At 68.7% G+C, this 19,301-nt stretch carries 20 protein-coding genes; 14 read left to right on the plus strand and 6 right to left on the minus strand.

The annotated features are described in order from the left end of the window. Positions 1-78 precede the first annotated feature (78 nt). A complete protein-coding gene (locus tag KRX52_RS08700) occupies positions 79-2,220 on the minus strand; it encodes an adenosylcobalamin-dependent ribonucleoside-diphosphate reductase (protein ID WP_217681537.1) in 2,142 nt (713 codons plus the stop codon). A gap of 296 nt (positions 2,221-2,516) precedes the next feature. Between KRX52_RS08700 and mdcA the strand changes: the two genes are divergently transcribed. The 9 genes from mdcA to madM are packed head-to-tail and all read left to right on the plus strand — an operon-like array spanning position 2,517 to position 9,837. Further along, on the plus strand, positions 2,517-4,178 hold the full coding sequence (mdcA, locus tag KRX52_RS08705; protein WP_217681344.1) for a malonate decarboxylase subunit alpha: 1,662 nt from the start codon (positions 2,517-2,519) through the stop codon (positions 4,176-4,178). Then, positions 4,178-5,053 (plus strand): triphosphoribosyl-dephospho-CoA synthase, encoded by an 876-nt coding sequence (locus KRX52_RS08710; protein WP_217681345.1) that lies wholly within the window; start codon positions 4,178-4,180, stop codon positions 5,051-5,053. Before mdcA ends, KRX52_RS08710 begins: the two co-directional genes overlap by 1 nt. Before the next feature lie 2 nt (positions 5,054-5,055). After that, positions 5,056-5,355 (plus strand): malonate decarboxylase subunit delta, encoded by a 300-nt coding sequence (locus tag KRX52_RS08715; protein WP_217681346.1) that lies wholly within the window; start codon positions 5,056-5,058, stop codon positions 5,353-5,355. Beyond that, a complete protein-coding gene (locus KRX52_RS08720; protein WP_217681347.1) occupies positions 5,348-6,199 on the plus strand; it encodes a biotin-independent malonate decarboxylase subunit beta in 852 nt (283 codons plus the stop codon). The genes KRX52_RS08715 and KRX52_RS08720 overlap by 8 nt, the downstream gene beginning before the upstream one ends. Further along, entirely contained in the window at positions 6,196-7,002 is an 807-nt protein-coding gene (gene mdcE / locus KRX52_RS08725) for a biotin-independent malonate decarboxylase subunit gamma (protein WP_217681348.1), read from the plus strand. The genes KRX52_RS08720 and mdcE overlap by 4 nt, the downstream gene beginning before the upstream one ends. A gap of 16 nt (positions 7,003-7,018) precedes the next feature. After that, positions 7,019-7,645, plus strand: a complete 627-nt coding sequence (locus tag KRX52_RS08730; RefSeq protein WP_217681349.1) for a malonate decarboxylase holo-ACP synthase — start codon at positions 7,019-7,021, stop codon at positions 7,643-7,645. After that, the gene (gene mdcH / locus KRX52_RS08735; protein ID WP_217681350.1) at positions 7,642-8,577 is read left to right on the plus strand and encodes a malonate decarboxylase subunit epsilon; all 936 of its coding nucleotides are present in this window, start codon (positions 7,642-7,644) and stop codon (positions 8,575-8,577) included. The genes KRX52_RS08730 and mdcH overlap by 4 nt, the downstream gene beginning before the upstream one ends. Before the next feature lie 55 nt (positions 8,578-8,632). Further along, positions 8,633-9,064, plus strand: coding sequence for a malonate transporter subunit MadL (gene madL / locus KRX52_RS08740; protein ID WP_217681351.1), 432 nt, complete (start codon positions 8,633-8,635; stop codon positions 9,062-9,064). Between the two features lie 8 nt (positions 9,065-9,072). Next, positions 9,073-9,837 (plus strand): malonate transporter subunit MadM, encoded by a 765-nt coding sequence (madM, locus tag KRX52_RS08745; RefSeq protein ID WP_217681538.1) that lies wholly within the window; start codon positions 9,073-9,075, stop codon positions 9,835-9,837. Between the two features lie 227 nt (positions 9,838-10,064). Here the strand turns inward: madM and KRX52_RS08750 are convergent, their stop codons facing one another. Together KRX52_RS08750 and KRX52_RS08755 are read right to left on the minus strand one after the other, a co-directional pair. Then, positions 10,065-11,162: an FAD-dependent oxidoreductase gene (locus KRX52_RS08750; RefSeq protein WP_217681352.1), complete on the minus strand. Its 1,098-nt coding sequence runs from the start codon at positions 11,160-11,162 to the stop codon at positions 10,065-10,067. Positions 11,163-11,237: 75 nt separating this feature from the next. Beyond that, on the minus strand, positions 11,238-12,188 hold the full coding sequence (locus KRX52_RS08755; protein WP_217681353.1) for a LysR family transcriptional regulator: 951 nt from the start codon (positions 12,186-12,188) through the stop codon (positions 11,238-11,240). 229 nt (positions 12,189-12,417) lie between these two features. Between KRX52_RS08755 and KRX52_RS08760 the strand changes: the two genes are divergently transcribed. The 5 genes from KRX52_RS08760 (at position 12,418) to KRX52_RS08780 (ending at position 17,356) form a co-directional block, all read left to right on the plus strand. Next, positions 12,418-13,341: an ATP-binding cassette domain-containing protein gene (locus KRX52_RS08760; protein WP_217681354.1), complete on the plus strand. Its 924-nt coding sequence runs from the start codon at positions 12,418-12,420 to the stop codon at positions 13,339-13,341. Next, positions 13,338-14,072 (plus strand): ABC transporter permease, encoded by a 735-nt coding sequence (locus KRX52_RS08765; RefSeq protein WP_217681355.1) that lies wholly within the window; start codon positions 13,338-13,340, stop codon positions 14,070-14,072. The genes KRX52_RS08760 and KRX52_RS08765 overlap by 4 nt, the downstream gene beginning before the upstream one ends. A gap of 9 nt (positions 14,073-14,081) precedes the next feature. Then, positions 14,082-15,914: a Gldg family protein gene (locus tag KRX52_RS08770; protein ID WP_217681356.1), complete on the plus strand. Its 1,833-nt coding sequence runs from the start codon at positions 14,082-14,084 to the stop codon at positions 15,912-15,914. A 10-nt stretch (positions 15,915-15,924) separates the two neighbouring features. Beyond that, complete coding sequence (locus KRX52_RS08775) at positions 15,925-16,902, plus strand: DUF4340 domain-containing protein (protein ID WP_217681357.1); 978 nt, start codon at positions 15,925-15,927, stop codon at positions 16,900-16,902. 244 nt (positions 16,903-17,146) lie between these two features. Then, entirely contained in the window at positions 17,147-17,356 is a 210-nt protein-coding gene (locus tag KRX52_RS08780; RefSeq protein WP_217681358.1) for a cold-shock protein, read from the plus strand. A 170-nt stretch (positions 17,357-17,526) separates the two neighbouring features. On the opposite strand, the gene KRX52_RS08785 is transcribed toward KRX52_RS08780, so the two are convergent. From KRX52_RS08785 to KRX52_RS08795, 3 genes are all read right to left on the minus strand, one after another. After that, positions 17,527-17,943: a hypothetical protein gene (locus KRX52_RS08785; protein ID WP_217681359.1), complete on the minus strand. Its 417-nt coding sequence runs from the start codon at positions 17,941-17,943 to the stop codon at positions 17,527-17,529. Between the two features lie 178 nt (positions 17,944-18,121). After that, positions 18,122-18,571 carry a barstar family protein gene (locus KRX52_RS08790; RefSeq protein ID WP_217681360.1) on the minus strand — a complete coding sequence of 150 codons (450 nt, stop codon included), beginning with the start codon at positions 18,569-18,571 and terminating at the stop codon, positions 18,122-18,124. Continuing rightward, on the minus strand, positions 18,568-19,248 hold the full coding sequence (locus tag KRX52_RS08795) for a ribonuclease domain-containing protein (protein ID WP_217681361.1): 681 nt from the start codon (positions 19,246-19,248) through the stop codon (positions 18,568-18,570). Before KRX52_RS08795 ends, KRX52_RS08790 begins: the two co-directional genes overlap by 4 nt. Between the last annotated feature and the right edge of the window lie 53 nt (positions 19,249-19,301).

A 19,301-nucleotide genomic window follows, 5' to 3' on the forward strand; every position in this document is an offset into this window, starting at 1 on the left:
GGCGATGCCTGACGGCATCGATGGCGGGTTACTCCGCGTTGCGGCTAACCCTCCCTACACATGATCCGGCATGCGTTTTCAATACTTGCCGTAATAGCCTTCCTTCAGCGCGTCGAACAGGTTGGCGGCGCTGTTCACCTCGCCGTCGTACTCGACCAGTTCGTTGCCACGCAGCTCGACCACGCTGCCGTCGTCCAGCTCGAAGCGGTACAGGGTGTTTTCCAGGTCGGCCTCGCGCACCAGCACGCCCTGGAAGGCCACCGGGTTGAAGCGGAAGGTGGTGCACCCCTTGAGGCCCTGGCGCCAGGCGTAGCGGTAGATGTCCTTGAACGCCTCGAACGGGTAGTCGTTGGGCACGTTGGCGGTCTTGGAGATCGACGAGTCGACCCACTTCTGCGCCGCCGCCTGGATGTCGACGTGCTGGGTCGGGCCGATGTCGTCGGCGCTGACGAACCACTCCGGCAGCCGGTGCGCTGGGTCGTCGCTGTCCGGCTCTGCCTGCGGATCGACCAGCGCGCGGTAGGCCAGCAGCTCGTAGCTGAACACCTCGACCTGCTCCTTGGCCTTGCGTCCGGGGCGGACCAGGTTGCGCACGTAGCGGTGGGCGAAGCTCGGCTCGATGCCGTTGGAGGCGTTGTTGGCCAGGCTCAGGCTGATGGTGCCGGTGGGCGCGATGGAGCTGTGGTGGGTGAAGCGCGCGCCGGTTTCGGCCAGCGCGGCGACCAGCTCTGGGGCGACTTCGGCGAGGCGCTGCAGGTAGCGCGAGTAGCGCGCGTGCAGCACGCGGCCGGGCACCTTGTCGCCGACCTGGTAGCCGTCGACGGCCAGCTCCGGGCGCTGCCTGAGCATTCGTGGCGTCACTTCGAACTCCTCGGCCAGCAGCGGCGCCGGGCCCTTTTCCCTGGCCAGTTCCAGCGCCACCTGCCAGCCGACCAGCGCCAGCTCGCGGGCCACCTCCTCGGTGAAGCGGCAGGCCTCGGCGCTGTCGTAGCGCAGGCGCAGCATGGCCAGCGCCGAGCCGAGGCCGAGAAAGCCCATGCCGTGGCGGCGCTTGGCGAGGATCTCCTGGCGCTGCGCCTGCAGCGGCAGGTTGTTCAGTTCCACCACGTTGTCCAGCAGGCGGGTGAACACGCGCACCACCTGGCGGAAACGTTCCCAGTCGAAGCGCGCCTTGACGCTGAACGGCTCATCGACGAACACGGTCAGGTTGACCGAGCCGAGCAGGCAGGCGCCGTAGGGGGGCAGTGGCTGTTCGCCGCACGGATTGGTCGCCCTGATCTCCTCGCACCACCAGTTGTTGTTCAGCTGGTTGACCCGGTCGATGAGGATGAAGCCCGGCTCGGCGAAGTCGTAGGTGGCGGCCATCAGCATGTCCCACAGGTGGCGGGCGCGCACCTTGCCGTAGACCTTGCAGGCCACCGTGCCGTCGTCGCGCACCGGGTAGCCCTCGTGTAGCGGCCAGTCGCGCCAGAGCACCTGCTGCGGATCGTCGAGATCCAGCTCGGCCGCCTCGCGCGGGTGCACCGGGAAGACCAGCGGCCAGTCGGCGTCGTTCTCCACCGCCTGCATGAAGTCGTCGCCGATCAGCAGGCTCAGGTTGAACTGGCGCAGGCGGCCGTCTTCGCGCTTGGCGCGGATGAACTCGCGCACGTCCGGGTGGGCGACGTCGAAGGTGGCCATCTGCGCGCCGCGCCGCCCTCCCGCCGAGCTGACGGTGAAGCACATGCGGTCGAAGATATCCATGAATGACAGCGGCCCGCTGGTGCGCGCGCCGGCGCCGGAAACCAGCGCGCCGCGCGGGCGCAGGGTGGAGAACTCGTAGCCGATACCGCAGCCGGCCTTGAGGGTCAGCCCGGCCTCGTGGAGCTTGGTGAGGATGTCGTCCATCGAGTCGCCGATGGTCGCGGAAACGGTGCAGTTGATGGTCGAGGTGGCCGGCCGGCGCTGCTGGGCGCCGGCATTGGCGACGATCCGCCCGGCGGGGATGGCGCCGTTGCGCAGCGCCCAGAGGAACTGCGCGTACCAGTGCTCGCGCAACTCGGGCGCCTCCACGTCGGCGAGGGCGCGGGCGACCCGCCGCCAGGTGGCGTCGAGGTCGGCGTCGACCGGAGTGCCGTCGGGCTCGACCAGCCGGTACTTCTGCGCCCAGATGTCCGCGGAGGCGTCCTGCAGCGGAATGCTACCGCCCCCCGGCGGGGCAGGGGTGCCGTGCTTGGCCATGGCCAGGACCTCGCTGCGGCCGAAGGATGCTTTCACCTTAGCTGCAGGTCGGCGGGCACGCGCGGCTGTCGGTCGTGCGCGGTGGGTTGATGTCCGCCGAGTGGTTTCAAGGAGCGCGGCGGCTGGCTCGCGAGGCATTGCGTCGATATCCGGGGGGCGCGGGCGGAGGTGGTTGTGAGGTGGCGATCCGTCGCAACCATTAACCTTGGAGTAACGATCAGCCGCCGGGCTTGATTGAACGCCCCCCGCCCAAACCCTAACGTGACTCCACGACAGCGGAACCTCGTGGAGTAGCCATGACAACAACAATTTCCCCCCCGCCACAGTGGTCGCGCCGGCGCAGCGAGAAGCAGCGCCGCCTCGCCCAGGTGCGCCAGCTGGCCGACGGCGTGGTCCTGCCGACCGACAAGATCGTCGCCGCCCTGGAAGCGCTGATCGCCCCCGGCGATCGCGTGGTGCTGGAAGGCAACAACCAGAAGCAGGCCGACTTCCTCTCCCGCTCGCTGGCCAAGGCCGATCCGGGCCGGCTGCACGACCTGCACATGATCATGCCCAGCGTCAGCCGCAGCGAGCATCTGGACCTGTTCGAGCGCGGCATCGCCCGCAAGCTGGACTTCTCCTTCGCCGGTCCGCAGAGCCTGCGCATCGGCCAGCTGATGGAGGACGGCCTGCTCGAAGTCGGCGCCATCCACACCTACATCGAGCTGTACTCGCGCCTCTTGGTCGACCTGATCCCCAGCGTCGCTCTGGTCGCCGGCTTCGCCGCCGACCGCGCGGGCAACATCTACACCGGGCCGAGCACCGAGGACACCCCGGCGCTGGTCGAGGCGGCGGCGTTCAGCGACGGCATCGTCATCGTCCAGGTCAACGAGATCGTCGACGACGTGCGCGACCTGCCGCGCGTGGACATCCCGGCCAGCTGGGTCGACTTCGTGGTGCAGGCCGACAGGCCGTTCTATATCGAGCCGCTGTTCACCCGCGATCCGCGCCACATCAAGCCGGTGCACGTGCTGATGGCGATGATGGCGATCCGCGGCATCTACGAGAAGCACAACGTCCAGTCGCTCAACCACGGCATCGGCTTCAACACCGCGGCCATCGAGTTGATCCTGCCGACCTACGGCGAGCGCCTCGGCCTCAAGGGCAAGATCTGCCGCAACTGGACGCTCAATCCGCACCCGACGCTGATCCCGGCCATCGAGACCGGCTGGGTGCAGAGCGTGCACTGCTTCGGCACCGAGCTGGGCATGGAGAACTACGTGGCGGCGCGCCCGGACGTGTTCTTCACCGGCCGCGACGGCTCGCTGCGCTCCAACCGCATGATGTGCCAGCTGGCCGGCCAGTACGCGGTCGACCTGTTCATCGGCGCCACCCTGCAGGTGGATGGCGACGGCCATTCCTCCACCGTCACCCGCGGCCGCCTGGCCGGCTTCGGCGGCGCGCCGAACATGGGCCACGACCCGCGCGGCCGTCGCCATGCCACGCCCGCCTGGCTGGATATGACCGAGCCGGTGACCCTGCTCGAGCGCGGCAAGAAGCTCGTCGTGCAGATGGTCGAGACCTACCAGGAGGGCGGCAAACCCACCTTCGTCGAGCAGCTCGACGCGGTGGAGGTGGCGCGCAAGGTCGGCATGCCGCTGGCGCCGGTGATGATCTACGGCGACGACGTCACCCACCTGCTCACCGAGGAAGGCATCGCCTACCTGTACAAGGCCCGTTCGCTGGAGGAGCGCCAGGCGATGATCGCCGCGGTGGCCGGGGTCACCAGCATCGGCCTGCGCCATGACCCGAAGGACACCGAGCGCATGCGTCGCGAAGGGCTGATCGCCCTGCCGGAGGATCTCGGCATCCGCCGCACCGACGCCAGCCGCGAGCTGCTCGCCGCCAAGAGCATCGCCGAGCTGGTCGACTGGTCCGGCGGCCTCTACAACCCGCCCGCCAAGTTCAGGAGCTGGTGATGAGCGCCCGGATTGCGGCACGCCCGCAACTGAGCCTGGCCGAGGCGCTCGCCGATCTCGCCGTCGAGGCGCTGATCGACGAGGTCGAACTGTCGCCCAAGCCGGCGCTGGTCGACCGCCGCGGCAGCGGCGCCCATGACGACCTGAGCCTGGGGCTGATGCACGCCTCGGCCTGGTCGCTGTGGGCCACCTTCCACGACATGGCCGCCGCCGGCGAGAAAGCCGGGCAGGTCGACCTGGCCCTGCGCGAGACCCTCGGCCGCCTCGGCCGCGACGGCGAGGCGCAGATGCTCGAGGTCACCGGCGGGGTCAACACCCACCGCGGGGCGATCTGGGCGCTGGGCCTGCTGGTCACCGCTGCCGCCCAGGAAAGTCGGCCGGCGCCGGCCGGCGTGACCCTGCGCGCCGCCCGCCTGGCGCGGCTGGAGGATAGCCATATCCCACAGCGTGCGCCGAGCAACGGCGAGCGGGTGCGCCAGCGCTACGGCGTCGGCGGCGCGCGCGCCGAGGCGCAGGCCGGCTTTCCCGGTGCGCTGCACCACGGCCTGCCGCAGCTCGCACGCAGCCGCGCCGCCGGCGCCGGCGAGAGCCACGCCCGGCTGGATGCGCTGCTGGCGATCATGGCCCAGCTCGACGACACCTGCGTGCTGCACCGCGCCGGCAGCGCAGGCCTGGCCTGCATGCAGGACGGCGCCCGCGCAGTACTGGAATCTGGCGGCAGCGCCAGCCTGGCCGGTCGCCGCCGGCTCAGGGAGTTGGACGTCTGTCTTTTGAGGTTGAATGCCTCGCCCGGCGGTGCAGCCGATCTGCTCGCCGCGACTTTATTCCTCGACCGCCTGGAGCCGACGCTCCGGGCGCAGATTGGGAGCCTGTGAACATGGAAACCCTGTCCTTTGCCTTTCCCGCCGGCCTGCCGGCAAGCCGGCGCGCCCAGGTGGGCTGCGTCGGTTCCGGCGACCTGGAGGTGCTGCTCGAGCCCGGCCAGGCCGGCAGCCTGAGCATCCAGGTGGTCACCTCGGTGAACGGCAGCGCCGAGCGCTGGCGCCACCTGTTCGAGCGCATGTTCGCCGGTGGCAACCCGCCGGCCCTGAACGTCGATATCCACGATTTCGGCGCCACCCCCGGTGTGGTGCGGCTGCGTCTGGAGCAGGCGCTGGAGGAGGTGAGCGATGTCTGACCTGAATGCACTGCTGCACAGCCGCAGCTTCGTCGAACTCGGCGCCCGCCAGCGCGCCGCCGCGCTGCTCGACCAGGGCAGCCTGCGCGAGCTGCTCGACCCCTTCGCCCGGGTCAAGTCGCCGTGGCTGGAGGCCCAGGGCATCGTCGCCCAGGCCGACGACGGCGTGGTGGTGGCCAAGGGCACCATCGGCGGCCGCCCGCTGGTGATCGCCGCCATCGAGGGCAACTTCCAGGGCGGCAGCCTCGGCGAGGTCGGCGGCGCCAAGCTGGCCGGCGCGCTGGAGCTGGCCGCCGAGGACAACCGCAACGGCATCCCCACTGCCGCCGTGCTACTGCTGGAAACCGGCGGCGTGCGCCTGCAGGAGGCCAACCTGGGCCTGGCCGCCATCGCCGAGGTGCAGGCCGCCATCGTCGAGCTGCGCCAGTACCAGCCGGTGATCGGCGTGGTCGCCGGCCCGGTGGGCTGCTTCGGCGGCATGTCGATCGCCGCCGGCTTGTGCAGCCACCTGCTGGTGACCCGCGAGGCGCGTCTGGGCCTCAACGGCCCGCAGGTGATCGAGCAGGAAGCCGGCCTCGACGAGTACGACTCGCGCGACCGCCCGTTCATCTGGAGCCTCACCGGCGGCGAGCAGCGGGCCGCCTGCGGCCTGGTCGACGCCTATGTCGCCGACGAGGTGAGCGTGATCCGCGAGTGCCTGCTGCACACCCTCGAGCAGCCCGGCGACACCCTGCCGCGCAGCCGCCAGTACGCCCGCTTCCTAGACCTGCTGGAAGGCTACGACGCCGCCCCGCAGGCCGACGCCGCCTCCGTGCGCGCCCTCTACCAAGGAGACCAGGCATGAGCACCGTCCTTTCGCAACGCGGCCTGAACTGGCTGCGCGCCCTGACCGGCGATGCCGCCGAGCAGCCGGGCTACCCGGCCTCGGTCCGCGTGGTCGACGCCACTCTCGGCGGCCAGCCGGCCCGCTACATCGCCGTGGTGCCGGATGCCGAAAACCGCTTCCCGCGCGCCCGCAGCGGCGAGGTCGGCCTGCTCGAAGGCTGGAGCCTCGGCCGCGCGCTGGACGAGGTGATCGAGGCCGACCGCGACGCTGCGGTGAAGCGCGCCGTGGTCGCCGTGGTCGACGTGCCCAGCCAGGCCTACGGCCGCCGCGAGGAAGCCCTCGGCATCCACCAGGCGCTGGCCGGTGCAGTGGACGGCTACGCCCGCGCCCGCCTGGCCGGCCATCCGGTGATCGCCCTGCTGGTCGGTAAGGCGATGTCCGGCGCCTTCCTCGCCCACGGCTACCAGGCCAACCGCATCGTCGCCCTGCGCGATCCGGGGGTGATGGTCCACGCCATGGGCAAGGAGTCCGCCGCGCGGGTCACCCTGCGCACGGTCGACGAACTGGAAGCCTTCGCCGCCAAGGTGCCGCCGATGGCCTACGACCTCGACAGCTACGCCAGTCTCGGCCTGCTCTGGGAAACCCTGAGCGTGGCGGCCATCGAGACGCCGCAGGGCGACGACCTGGCGCGAGTGCAGGCCTGCCTGGAACAGGCGCAGGCCGACATCCGCAGCAAGGGCACGGATCTGCGCGGCCGCCTCGGCGCCGCCAACCGCGCCGCCTCGCAACGCGTGCGCGAGCTGCTGCGCGCGCAGTGGTAACCGGGAGGACACGCCCATGCCAGCCATCGACTTCCAGCCGCACGTCCACGACCTGCTCTGGGGCATGAGCGCCGGAGAGCTCGACGCCGGCGCGCCGGACTGGGCGCGCGAGGTGCTCGCCGCCGGCCAGCCGGTGGTGGTGCGCCGCGGTCCGGCGCCGCAGGGCCAGGTCGCGGTGGGCGTGCGCGGTCGCGGTCGTGAGCAGCGCTACGCCAGCTGGATGCCGCGGGCGGCGCTCAGCCGCCGGGTGGCACCGGAGCAGCTGACCGAAGCCGGGGCAGGGCAGGACGCCTGGCCGGCCCTGCGCGCGCTGGCCTGGCTGGCGCCGCAGCTGGACGCCCTGGGACTCACCTGGGGCGTCACCGGCGGCGCCGGCTACCAGCTGGCCACCGGCCAGACGGTGCTGCACGGCAACAGCGACCTCGACCTGCTGCTGCGCGCGCCGCAGCCGCTGGAGCGCGGGGCTGCCGCCGAGCTGCTGGCGCTGCTCGACCGCGGCCTGTGCCGGGTCGACCTGCAACTGGAGACCCCGGCGGGCGCCATCGCCCTGCGCGAGTGGGCGGGGCCGGCGCCGCAGGTGCTGCTCAAGACCCACGCCGGCCCGCGCCTGGTGCGCGACCCGTGGCAGGAGGTGGCGGCATGAGCAGTCTGTTCGCCTTCCCCGGCCAGGGCGCCCAGCAGCCAGGCATGCTCCACCAGTTGCCGGATGCCGCCGAGGTGGCCGCCTGTCTGCAGGAGGCCAGTGCGGTACTGGACGAGGACGTGCTGGCGCTGGATAGTGAGAAAGCCTTGCGTTCCACCCGCGCCGTGCAGCTGTCCCTGCTGCTCGCCGGGGTGTCCTGCGCCCGCCTGCTGATGGCGCGCGGCGCGCGGCCGGACTACGTGGCCGGGCTGTCCATCGGTGCCTGGGCCGCGGCGGTGACCGCCGGGGCGCTGCAGTTCAGTGACGCGGTGCGCCTGGTCGCCCTGCGCGGCGAACTGATGGAGCGCGCCTGGCCCGAGGGCTACGGCATGACAGCCATCCTCGGCCTCGAGCGGGCGGTGGTGGAGGGCCTGCTGGCCGAGGTCAACGGCCTGGATACGCCGGTGTACCTGGCCAACGTCAATGCCGCCAACCAGCTGGTGATCGCCGGCAGCGAGGCGGCCATGGCGGCGGTCGGTGAGCGCGCCCGTGCCCTCGGCGCCGGTGCGGTCAAGCGCCTGGCGGTCAGCGTGCCCTCGCACTGCGCGCTGCTGGAAGCGCCCGCCGCGCAACTGGCCGAGGCCTTCGCGGCGGTGGAACTGCGCCGCCCGGCGCTGCGTTATCTCAGCAGCAGCTCGGCGCGCCTGGTCATGGAGCCGGCCGCCCTGCGCGACGACCTGGCCTTCAACATGTGCCGCCTGGTCGACTGGCAGGGCACCCTGCGCAATGCCTGGGAACGCGGCGTGCGCCTGCATATCGAACTGCCTCCGGGCACGGTCCTCAGCGGACTGGCGCGGCGGGTCATGAGACAGGGAACCGTGGCTGCCTTCCAGGGCGCCCGTCTCGACACCCTGGTCGCGCTGCTGCGCGAGGAGGGCTGCGCCGACCGCTGACAGCCCCTTCGCGAAGTACAAGAACAACAACTTCGATCCATACAGGACAATAACAATGATCATCTACGGTGTAGCCCTGCTGTCCATCTGCACGCTGGTCGGCCTGTTCGTCGGCGACCTGCTCGGCGTCCTCCTCGGTGTGCCCTCCAACGTCGGCGGTGTCGGTATCGCCATGATCCTGCTGATCTTCGGCGGCAGCTATCTCAGCAAGCGCGGCCTGCTGGCCGGCAAGACCGAGCAGGGCATCGAGTTCTGGAGCGCCATCTACATTCCCATCGTGGTCGCCATGGCTGCCCAGCAGAACGTGCTCGGCGCGCTGTCCAGCGGTCCGGTGGCGATCCTCGCCGGCCTGGCGGCGGTCACCCTCAGTTTCGCCCTGGTGCCGGTGCTCGACCGCCTCGGCCGCAAGGATGAGGTGGCTGCCGAGCCTGGCGCCAAGCCTGCCGCTCCTGTCGCAACCCCTGCCACCTCCAGCGCCCAACGGTGATTGCCATGATCCTCGAATCCCTGACCAAGGTACTCAACGGCTACGGCATGATCAGCGGCTTCGCCGTGATCGGCGCGACCATGTGGCTGTCCTACTGGATGTCCGCCAAGCTGACCAAGGGCCGCCTGCACGGCTCGGCCATCGCCATCCTCATCGGCCTGGTGCTGTCCTACGTCGGCGGCCTGTACACCGGCGGGCAGAAGGGCCTGGTCGACATCCCGCTGCTGTCCGGCATCGGCATCCTCGGCGGCGCCATGCTGCGCGACTTCGCCATCATCGCCACCGGCTTCGGCGTCAATCCCGCGGAGCTTAAGCGCGCCGGGGCCAGCGGGGTTCTGGCGCTGTTCGTCGGCATCTTCGCCTCCTTCGTCGCCGGCGCCGGGGTGGCCCTGGCCTTCGGCTACACCGATGCGGTCAGCCTGACCACCATTGGCACCGGCGCGGTGACCTACATCGTCGGCCCGGTGACCGGCGCGGCCATCGGCGCCAGCTCCGAGGTGATGGCGCTGTCGATCGCCGCCGGCCTGATCAAGGCCATCGTGGTGATGGTCGCCACTCCCTTCGTGGCGCCCTACATCGGCCTCAACAACCCGCGCGCCGCGGTGATCTTCGGCGGCCTGATGGGCACCTCCAGCGGCGTGGCCGGCGGCCTGGCGGCCACCGACCCGAAGCTGGTGCCCTACGGCTGCCTGACCGCGGCCTTCTACACCGCCCTCGGCTGCCTGCTCGGCCCGTCGCTGATCTACTTCGTGATGCGCGGCCTGATCGGCTGAGCCGGCAAGGCTAGCGCTAGCGGCCCGCCCTGTGCGGGCCGTTGGCGTTGGGGGGAGACAGGGAATCTGCTTGCCTGGGAGCATCCGAACGGGTGGAGCCATCAAGCGCATTGAGCCATGAACCAGTGGCGGAAGCGGCTCAGGGCATCTTCATCGGCCCGGTCTTCGCGATAGGCCAAGTAGTGGCGCGACTCCTCCAGCACCATCTCCTGTGCTACCGGCCTGCCTCACCAGGCGCCAGAAATGATCCTGAAAAACCAGCGAGCCAGCCAGGGATGTCTTGAGGCCAGAAACCAGTAGCGGTTCCTGAGCAGTCGAATGAGTCTGGAGCGAGTCGCCAGCATCCGGTAGTCGAAGTCGGTGAAGAACAGCACCCGTTTCGCCCGCCTGGCCAGTCGTCGCTCAACGTGCTGATCGCCTTCCAGCAAGCCTTGGCCCAGGGTGACTCCGTCCCAGATGGCGAGATTCAGTCCCTGGCCGCCGACCGGGGACTGGACATGGGCTGCGTCGCCAATGACCCACACCCTGCCGCAGCGGGGGGTGGGCACCCGTCGCAACGAGACCCTGAAGCCCCGCTCGTAGTGCAGCGTTGCATCGGGGAATCGCGCTTTCATCGTGGCGGCAACTCCAGTGCCGTTGAGAATGCCCTGAATGACGCCGGGCGAGGGTTGGGAGAGGAACAGTCCCAACCCGTCCGAGCGGAGAAACAGCTGAGCCTGGACGTCGTCCAGCCATTGCTGGGTCGATATTTCCGCAACGGACCAGTCCTCGGGGTAATCCTTGCCGACAAAGGGCATGCCGACGCAGGCGCGAACGCTGCTGTGGTTGCCATCGGCGCCTACCAGCCAGTCCACTTCGACCGCCTCCGGCTCGCCGCTGGCATGGGTGAGGGTGACTACTGCGCTCTCCTCGGCCTGCGCCACGGCGGCAAACGCGACCCCGTATTCGACCCGTACGCCGTATGCCGTCAGGGCCTGCTCCATGGCGAGCTCCAGGCTTGCCTGAGGATAGAGGTGGGCCGGGGGTTGTCCGCGAACCAGGGGAACCGGGACATTCGCCACCAGGCGCTCGTCATCGTGGAAGACGAAGAGGCGCATCGGCAGCGCGGCGTCGATGAGTCTTTGCGTGATTCCGAACCGGGCCAGCTGATGCCAGACCTCCTGGGCGACACCGGTGGCCTTCTGGATGTGAGACCGCGATGGCCGCTTTTCGATGATGCGGACGGCAATGCCGCGGTGAGCGCATGCCAGGGCAAGGGCAAGTCCGCTTGCCCCGCTACCGACCACCAGTATTCTTGGCTCCAGCCTGGATAGTGATTCCTTCACCGGTCTTGCTCCCTTCGCCTCCTGGCGTCTTGAGTCCTGATGCCCGGTCGGTGGGCATCGTTCGGGGCAGGGCGGCTAAGGTTGCCTGACCTGCCCATTGCCTTCGCCGAGTTCCTCGGCACGGCGGGCATACATCCTGCACTCGGCCAGCAGCGCCAGCAGGTTGGGGTCGCGTTCCTTGGCCTTGAGGAAGACCAGGCCGATCTCCTGCTGCATGCGGTAGCGCGCCTGCAGCGGGATCAGCCGCACGCGGTTCTCGTACACCGCGGCGATGCGTCCGGGCAGCAGGGCGTAGCCGACCCCGGAGCTGACCATGCTGAGCAGGGTGAAGATGTCGTTGACCTGCATCGCCACCTTGGGCGCGAAGCCGGCCTGCCGGAACACGCGCTGGGCGTCCTGGTGGGTGGCGAAGCCCTGGGACAGGGTGATGAAGGTGGCCTCGCGCAGCTCGGCCAGGTCCACCTCCGCCTGGCCGGCGAACGGCGAGTCGGTGGGTACGGCGAGGAAGATGTCGTCGCGAAACAGCGGCAGCGACTCGCAGTCCGGATCGCTCACGCTGTCGTTGAGCGACACCAGGATGGCGTCCACTTCGAGGTTCTTCAGCTTGTACAGCAGGTCGACGTTGGAGCCGAGGATCAGGTCGATGTTCAGCTCGCTGCGCCGCAGCTTGAGGCCCATGATCAGCTGCGGCACGGTCTTCACCGTCAGCGAGTAGAGCGCGCCGAGCTTGAAGCGCTCGGCGGAGAAACCGGCCGCCTCGCGGGTCAGGCGCACGGTGTCGAGCATGTCGGCGATCAGCTTCTGCGCGCAGTCCTCCAGCACGTGGGCGCTTTCCAGCGGGGTGAGCTTGCGCCCCTCGCGCTTGAACAGCGGACAGCGCAGGGCGTTCTCCAGCGAATGGATGGCGCGGTGCACGCTGACCGTGCTGGTGTCCAGCTCGGCGGCGGCGCGCGAGAGGTTGCCGCTGCGCATGAAGGCCAGGAAGATTTCCAGCTTCTTGAAGGTCAGTTCTTCGTCGATCTGCATGATGGCGTTCGGTGGCGACGGTGCCCCGATTGTGCCGCAAAGCCGGTGGGCGTGCCCTCACTCTTGGCACTGTTGTGCGCAGGCCGGACAGACCGGCTCGGCACAGTCCGCAATTGCGCGCCGCCGCCGCCCCTTGCATTCCGCACACGCTCTACCTAGAGTTCAGCCGGCATTCGAGACGCCTCCGTGGCTGTCTGGCACGGAGGCTCCAGCAGGTTATGGAGTGGCCATGATCGAAATAGAAAAACTCACCAAACGCTTTGCGCAGCACACCGTGGTGGACGACCTGTCCTTCCGCGTTCAACCCGGCGAGGTGCTGGGTTTTCTCGGCCCCAACGGCGCCGGCAAGTCGACCACCATGAAGATGCTCACCGGCTTCCTCGCGCCGACCTCGGGCACCGCGCGCCTGTTCGGCTTCGATATCCAGAAGGACACCCTCAAGGCCCAGCGGCTGATCGGCTATCTGCCGGAAGGTGCGCCCTGCTATGGCGACATGCATGTGCGCGGCTTCCTCGAGTTCATCGCCGAGGTGCGCGGCTTCCGTGGCGCCGAGAAGCGCTCGCGGGTGGCCAGGGCAGTCGAGCAGGTGGAGCTGCAGGCGGTGCTCGAGCAGTCGATCGAGACGCTGTCCAAGGGCTTCAAGCGTCGGGTCGGCCTGGCCCAGGCGATCCTCCACGATCCGCGCGCGCTGATCCTCGACGAGCCCACCGACGGCCTCGACCCGAACCAGAAGCACCAGGTGCGCCAGCTGATCCAGAACCTGGCCACCGACAAGATCATCATCATTTCCACGCATATCCTCGAGGAAGTCACCGCGGTGTGTTCGCGCGCGGTGGTGATCGCCGCCGGCAGGCTGGTGGCCGACGGCACGCCGTTGGAGCTGGAAAGCCGCTCGCGCTACCACCAAGCGGTGACCCTGGTCGGCGATGCGCCGCTGGACGAGGCGGCGCTGGCGGCGTTGCCCGGCGTGGCCGGGGTGGAGCGCAATGCCCGCGAGCACAGCCTGACCGTGCTAGCGCAGCCGGGGCAGGTGATCTTCCCGCACGTCAGTGCGCTGGTGGCGGCACGCGGTTGGAGTATCAAGGAAATGGACGTGGAGCGCGGCCGCCTCGACGAGGTGTTCCGCACCCTGACTCGAGGAGAGGCGGCATGAAGCAGTTGCCGGTAGTCTTCAAGCGCGAGCTGACGAGCTATTTCGCCACGCCGCTGGCGTACGTGTTCATCGTGATCTTCCTGGCGCTGTCCGGGGTGTTCACCTTTTATCTGGGCAGTTTCTTCGAGCGCGGCCAGGCCGATCTCGACTCGTTCTTCAACTTCCACCCCTGGCTGTACCTGTTCCTGGTGCCGGCGCTGGCCATGCGCCTGTGGGCCGAGGAGCGCAAGAGCGGCACCATCGAGCTGCTGATGACCCTGCCGATCACCCGCGCCGATGCGGTCGGCGGCAAGTTCCTCGCCGCCTGGGCGTTCGCCGGCATCGCCTTGCTGCTGACCTTCCCGATGGTGCTGACGGTCAACTACCTGGGCGAGCCGGACAACGGCGCGATCCTGACCGGCTACATCGGCAGCTGGCTGCTGGCCGGCGGCTACCTGGCCATCGGCTCGTGCCTGTCAGCGCTGGCCAAGAACCAGGTGATCGCCTTCATCCTCACCGTCTGCGTGTGCTTCCTGTTCGTCGCCAGCGGTTTTCCGCTGGTGCTGGATGCCTTCAGCGGCTGGGCGCCGCAGGCGCTGGTGGATGCGGTGGCTTCGTTGAGCTTCCTGACCCGCTTCGATGCGATCAGCAAGGGCGTGCTCGACCTGCGCGACCTGCTGTATTTCGCCAGCCTGATCCTGGCCTGGCTGACGGCCACCGCGGTGGTGCTCGACCTGAAGAAAGCCGACTGAGGACGCCCGATGAAACGCATCATTTATTCCGGCACCGGGCTGCTGTTGATCGCCCTGGTGTTCCTGGCCTTCAACATGGTCGCCGGCCTGGGCCTGCCTAACGCGCGTCTGGACCTGACCGAGCAGAAGCTCTACACCATCAGCGAAGGGACCGAGCGCATCCTTGGCCAGCTCGACGAGCCGATCAACCTGTACTTCTTCTACTCCGACAATGTCAGCCAGGACCTGGTGCCGCTGCGCAACTATGCCAAGCGCGTCGAGGAGATGCTGCACGCCTACGAGCGCGCGGCCGGCGGCAAGATCAAGCTGCATGTGGTCGACCCCGAGCCGTTCTCCGAAGACGAGGACCGCGCCGCCGAGTTCGGCCTGCAGGGGGTTCCGCTGCAGCAGGGCGGCGACAAGCTGTACTTCGGCCTGGCCGGCAGCAACGCGCTGGACAATGTGCAGAGCATCCCGTTCTTCCCGCTGGACCAGGAGGAATTCCTCGAATACGAGATCAGCCGCCTGATCCAGAGCCTGGCCAAGCCGGAGCGGCCGGTGGTCGGCGTGCTGTCCGGGCTGCAGATGGAGGGCGGTTTCAACCCGCTGACCGGCCAGGCCGGTACGCCCTGGATGGTGATGGAGGAGATCCGCCAGCAGTTCAGTATCAAGAGCCTGCGCAACGGCATCGACCGGATTCCCGATGAGGTGTCGGTCCTGTTGCTGGTGCATCCGAAGGATCTGCCGGTACCGACGCTGTACGCCATCGACCAGTTCGTCCTGCGCGGCGGCAAGCTGCTGGCGTTCGTCGATCCGTTCAGCGAAAGCGACAGCAGCGCCATGATGGGCAATGGCCAGGGCAACGCCTCGGACCTCGAGCCGCTGTTCAAGGCCTGGGGCTTGCGCCTGCGGGCGGGGCAGGTGATCGCCGATGGCACCTACGCAATGGCCGTCGGCGTGGGCGCGGGCGAAGAGCAGCGCCCGGTGCGCCATCCGGCCTGGCTCGGCCTGCCGAAGGCGGCGCTGGACCAGAGCGACGTGACCACCGCGGCGCTGGAGAACATCACCGTGGCCAGCGCCGGCATCCTCGAGCCGGTGGAGGGGGCGAAGACCCGCTTCACCCCGCTACTGCAGAGCTCCGAGTACGCCATGCCGTTCGACGCCCAGCGCCTGGCTGGGCTGCGTGATCCGCAGGAGCTGATGCGCGAGCTGGAGCCGACCGGCGAGCGCTATGCCGTGGCGGCGCGGGTCAGCGGGGCGGCAGCGTCGGCCTATCCCGAGGGCATCGAGGGGCAGAAGGACGGCCTGAAGAGCGCCGAGAGCATCAACGTCATCGTGGTCGCCGACACCGACCTGCTCGCCGACCGCATGTGGGTGCAGGTGCAGGAGTTCTTCGGCCAGCGCGTGCCGCAGCCGTTCGCCGACAACGCCGGCTTCGCCATCAACGCGCTGGACAACCTGGCCGGCAGCGATGCGCTGATCAGCGTGCGATCGCGCGGGCGCTTCAGCCGGCCGTTCGTGGTGGTGGAGCGGATGCAGCGCGAGGCCGAGGCGCGCTTCCGAGAGCAGGAGGAGGTGCTCAAGCAGCAGTTGGCGCAGACCGAGCAGCGCCTGGCCGAGCTGCAGCAGAGCGATAGTCCCGAGCAGGTGCTCCAGCTGACGCCCGAGCAGCAGGCCACCCTGCAGCAGTTCATGCAGGACAAGCTGAAGATCCGCAAGGAGCTGCGCGAAGTGCGTTACCAGCTGAATGCCGACATCGAGGGGCTGGGGCGGGTGCTGAAGTTCGTCAATATTGCCCTGGTGCCGCTGCTGTTGACCCTGGGCGTCATCGTGCTGTGGCTGTTCCGCCGCCGTCGGGCCTGAGGAGGTCGTCATGCGTCGTTCCGCATTGCTGGTTCTGCTGCTGATCGCGCTGGGGCTGGGTGGCCTGTTCGCCTGGCTGCAACGCTCTGCCGAGGTGCCGCAGCAGGCCGCTCGGCAACTGTTGCTGCCGGCGCTGGCCGGGCATCTGGAGCAGGTGCGCGCGCTGGAGATTCGTCATGGCGATCTGCCGGAGATCCGCATCGAGCGCACCGCTGGCGGCTGGATAGTCCCGGCCAAGGCCGGCTATCCGGCGGCGGCCGGTGAGGTCAACCGCCTGCTGCGCGCGCTGGCCGAGGCGCACAAGGTCGAGGCCAAGACGCGCAACCCGGACAACCATGCCCGCCTGGACCTGGCGGAGCGCGGCGAAGGCGCGGCGACGCGCCTGACCCTGGAAGGCGTGGGCACTGCGCCCGTGGTGGTGCTGATCGGCCAGGCTGCGCGCCAGGGCGGGCAGCTGGTGCGCCTGGGCGGAGACGATCAGGTCTGGTCGATCGACCAGTCGCTGCAGCTGGTGGACAACGAGCTGGCCTGGCTGGATCGGCGCATCAGTGCGATTCCCTTCGCCAGCGTGCGCGAGCTGGAAGTACGGCATGCCGACGGCGAGCAGCTGAACGTCTGGCGCGCAACCCCGGAGCAGGCCAACCTGGCGCTGCGCCAGTTACCCCAGGGCCGCACTCTGGCCTACGAGCCGGTAGCCAATGGCATGGCGGCGCTGTTCTCGGCGCTGGACTTCGCCGACGCCGCACCGCTGGCGCAGGTCGGCTTCAAGGACCGGCCGGAGCTGGCGTTCAGCCTGCAGACCTTCGATGGCGGCGAACTGCACGGCGCCTTCCACCAGCAGGGCGGCCAGCACTGGCTGGTGCTGGGCGACAGCAAGGGGCTGGACGGTCGCCTGATCGCCGGCAAGGACTGGGCCTACCGTGTGGAAGAGCAGCAGTACCGCACCCTGGCCAAGCGGGTGAAGGATCTGCTCGGCCCGCAGGGCTGACGGCTGGCGCTGGCCGGGACTAGCTGCCCGGCCTTTGCTCTAGGTCACCTCGAGGGGGCTTTTCAGGGTAGGCGCTTTGTTTATACTCGGGTCAGCGGTCGTCAAGAACGCGATTCGAAATACCCACTCCAGACGCCTCGCGGCGGCGGAGGCCGGATATAACAAGAAGAACGTTTTACAACGTACCGTCCCGAGCTGCTCCCGCAGGGAGCAATGAAACTGTGCAAGTCTGGAGAGATGTGGAATGGCTGGACGTGAAACTGGAACCGTCAAGTGGTTCAACGATGCCAAGGGCTATGGCTTCATTCAGCGCGAAAGCGGTCCGGATGTGTTCGTGCACTTCCGTGCGATCCGTGGCGAAGGCCACCGCTCGCTGATCGAGGGGCAGCGCGTCGAATTCGAAGTGGCCCATGGGCAAAAAGGCCTGCAGGCGGAAGACGTTTCCAAGCTCTGAGTGCTGATATCTGCAAAGCAAAAACCCGTCCTTGCGACGGGTTTTTCGTTTCGGATCGTCAACCGATAGGCGCGGAGCTTGTGCGCAGGGCCTGATTGGCTCCCCTGCCTCGCCAGCGCGTGGCGACCTCTGCGGACTGCGCTGCTCGGTATCTAGAGGTCCCGCGCGTTTCAGCCGTGTCGTGCAAGCACTTCGTCCGTCGCCATCATCTCCCCGGAGTCGACCATCTTCATCAATCCCCGCACCTTGCTCCAGCAGAACGACTGCAGCTCGCTGCCCTGCTGACAGTAGCCGTGGAAGCTGAGGCCGTTCAGTCCGACCACGCTGACCCGCCTGTGGCTTGGTAAGCCATTCGAGTTGTCGTAGCTGAACTCGGCGACGAAGATCACCTGACTCGTCTGGTCGGGGCGCTTCTGCTCCGCGGGTTGCAGGGCAGCCTTTCTGCCGTTCTCGTCACGGCCCTGCTCGGCCATCAGGTCCTTCAGGGTCTTCTCCTGCCCCGCCGGCGCGCCTCCCGTATTCCCCCTCCCGAGCTTGTCTTGCCACCAGCTCTTGGCAACTCCTGCCAGCGAAAGCATCCGATTCATTGGATTCGCGCCTCCATGGGTGAGTTTTGAGCATAGCAGGCAGTCCCCTGGCCTTCCTCGCGACCTGCCTGGGTTTTGGTGGCCATTCAGGTCGGTGCCAGTCGCTGAGGGTACGGGGGATGTCGAGGGCGATCACCTTGACGAGGGGCTTTGGCGGGGTGCGAGCTGGCGGCGGCGCTCAGCCGGGCTGGTCGAGCCAGTTGATCGCGCGCAGCGCCGGCAGATCCGGCTGGGCCGACTCGACCAGCAGGCACAGGGCCTGGCCGTGCTCGCTCCAGTGCTGACAGGCGTCGCTCATCAGTTCGAGAAAGACTTCCAGATCGCTCTCGACCACCGTGCAATCCGCCGGGATCGGCAGGTGGACGAGCAGCAACTGCTCGGCCGGCCAGCTCAGCTCGCTCAGGCAGTCCCAGGCGGCATCCCAGTTCTGGCCGTAATAGTCGGGGAACCCGAGGGTGCTGCCGAGGGCGGCCAGCAGGCTTTTCCGGTCGATGCGGGGCAGCGGCGCCAGGGTTGTCCAGCGTTGCGCCGGACCCTCGCCGGCAATACCCCAGCCCGGTGCTATCCGATACAGGCCGCAGCGGCTCTTGTCCGCGAGCAGGCGTTCGACGAGTTCGGCGGGAATCACGGCTGCTTCTCCAGGACACGGAACGAGCGGTAGTGGTCTTCGGTGTAATAGAAGATGACCGGCGGATTGCCACCGGTGACGATGCGCCGCGGGCCGCGATGGGACAGGCCAGGCGTGCGCACCGTGTATTCGCGGTAGTAGCCCCGCGGCTCGGCTGGCAGCTGGCGTTCGCGGTTCTGGAACACGATGCCGTCCTGGCTGTGCGGGAAGGGGCCGCCCTGCTTGATCAGGGCCAGGGTCTTGTCGATCTCGCGCTGGATCGGCGCCTCGGCCTGGACCTGAACCGCCCCGGAGCCGCCCCGGTTGGACGGTGACGGCAGGAGGCTGTGCAGCGGCCCCTGGGTCAGCAGCCAGCCGACGAACACCACCACCAGCAGGGCGGCGGCCTTGAACAGGGCCATGGGGGTGTGGCGCGGCTGGTTGCTGCGGACCTGCGGGCCACGGGCACGCCGCGCGGCTTGCGCCTGCGGGGCTACGCCCTCGAGCATCACCCAGGCTGCCTTGAGCCGGCCGCTCTTGTCGCGGGTGCTGTCGAACTCTACCGCATCGCCGTTCTGCGGCCGGCGCGCGGCGTTGCGCACGGCGGAGATGTGGAAGAACACTTCGCCCGAGTGGTCTTCGGGCTGGATGAAGCCAAAACCCCGGTCATCGTTCCAGGAAACGACCTTGCCGCGCATTGCTTGCCTCTTGCCAAGTGGAGTGAGGTGCAGGGGCGAACCCTGCGCCAGCG

Source organism: Geopseudomonas aromaticivorans (assembly GCF_019097855.1).
Classification (GTDB): domain Bacteria; phylum Pseudomonadota; class Gammaproteobacteria; order Pseudomonadales; family Pseudomonadaceae; genus Geopseudomonas; species Geopseudomonas aromaticivorans.

What these genes read in the sequence shown, in the direction of transcription:
- KRX52_RS08710 (WP_217681345.1), top strand. Translation starts at nt 4,178, where the DNA reads ATGAGCGCCCGGATTGCGGCACGCCCGCAACTGAGCCTGGCCGAGGCG.
- KRX52_RS08775 (WP_217681357.1), top strand. Translation starts at nt 15,925, where the DNA reads ATGCGTCGTTCCGCATTGCTGGTTCTGCTGCTGATCGCGCTGGGGCTG.
- KRX52_RS08765 (WP_217681355.1), top strand. Translation starts at nt 13,338, where the DNA reads ATGAAGCAGTTGCCGGTAGTCTTCAAGCGCGAGCTGACGAGCTATTTC.
- KRX52_RS08700 (WP_217681537.1), bottom strand. Translation starts at nt 2,220, where the DNA reads ATGGCCAAGCACGGCACCCCTGCCCCGCCGGGGGGCGGTAGCATTCCG.
- madL (WP_217681351.1), top strand. Translation starts at nt 8,633, where the DNA reads ATGATCATCTACGGTGTAGCCCTGCTGTCCATCTGCACGCTGGTCGGC.
- mdcE (WP_217681348.1), top strand. Translation starts at nt 6,196, where the DNA reads ATGAGCACCGTCCTTTCGCAACGCGGCCTGAACTGGCTGCGCGCCCTG.
- KRX52_RS08770 (WP_217681356.1), top strand. Translation starts at nt 14,082, where the DNA reads ATGAAACGCATCATTTATTCCGGCACCGGGCTGCTGTTGATCGCCCTG.
- KRX52_RS08760 (WP_217681354.1), top strand. Translation starts at nt 12,418, where the DNA reads ATGATCGAAATAGAAAAACTCACCAAACGCTTTGCGCAGCACACCGTG.
- KRX52_RS08730 (WP_217681349.1), top strand. Translation starts at nt 7,019, where the DNA reads ATGCCAGCCATCGACTTCCAGCCGCACGTCCACGACCTGCTCTGGGGC.
- mdcH (WP_217681350.1), top strand. Translation starts at nt 7,642, where the DNA reads ATGAGCAGTCTGTTCGCCTTCCCCGGCCAGGGCGCCCAGCAGCCAGGC.
- KRX52_RS08795 (WP_217681361.1), bottom strand. Translation starts at nt 19,248, where the DNA reads ATGCGCGGCAAGGTCGTTTCCTGGAACGATGACCGGGGTTTTGGCTTC.
- KRX52_RS08720 (WP_217681347.1), top strand. Translation starts at nt 5,348, where the DNA reads ATGTCTGACCTGAATGCACTGCTGCACAGCCGCAGCTTCGTCGAACTC.
- KRX52_RS08715 (WP_217681346.1), top strand. Translation starts at nt 5,056, where the DNA reads ATGGAAACCCTGTCCTTTGCCTTTCCCGCCGGCCTGCCGGCAAGCCGG.
- mdcA (WP_217681344.1), top strand. Translation starts at nt 2,517, where the DNA reads ATGACAACAACAATTTCCCCCCCGCCACAGTGGTCGCGCCGGCGCAGC.
- KRX52_RS08780 (WP_217681358.1), top strand. Translation starts at nt 17,147, where the DNA reads ATGGCTGGACGTGAAACTGGAACCGTCAAGTGGTTCAACGATGCCAAG.
- KRX52_RS08755 (WP_217681353.1), bottom strand. Translation starts at nt 12,188, where the DNA reads ATGCAGATCGACGAAGAACTGACCTTCAAGAAGCTGGAAATCTTCCTG.
- KRX52_RS08785 (WP_217681359.1), bottom strand. Translation starts at nt 17,943, where the DNA reads ATGAATCGGATGCTTTCGCTGGCAGGAGTTGCCAAGAGCTGGTGGCAA.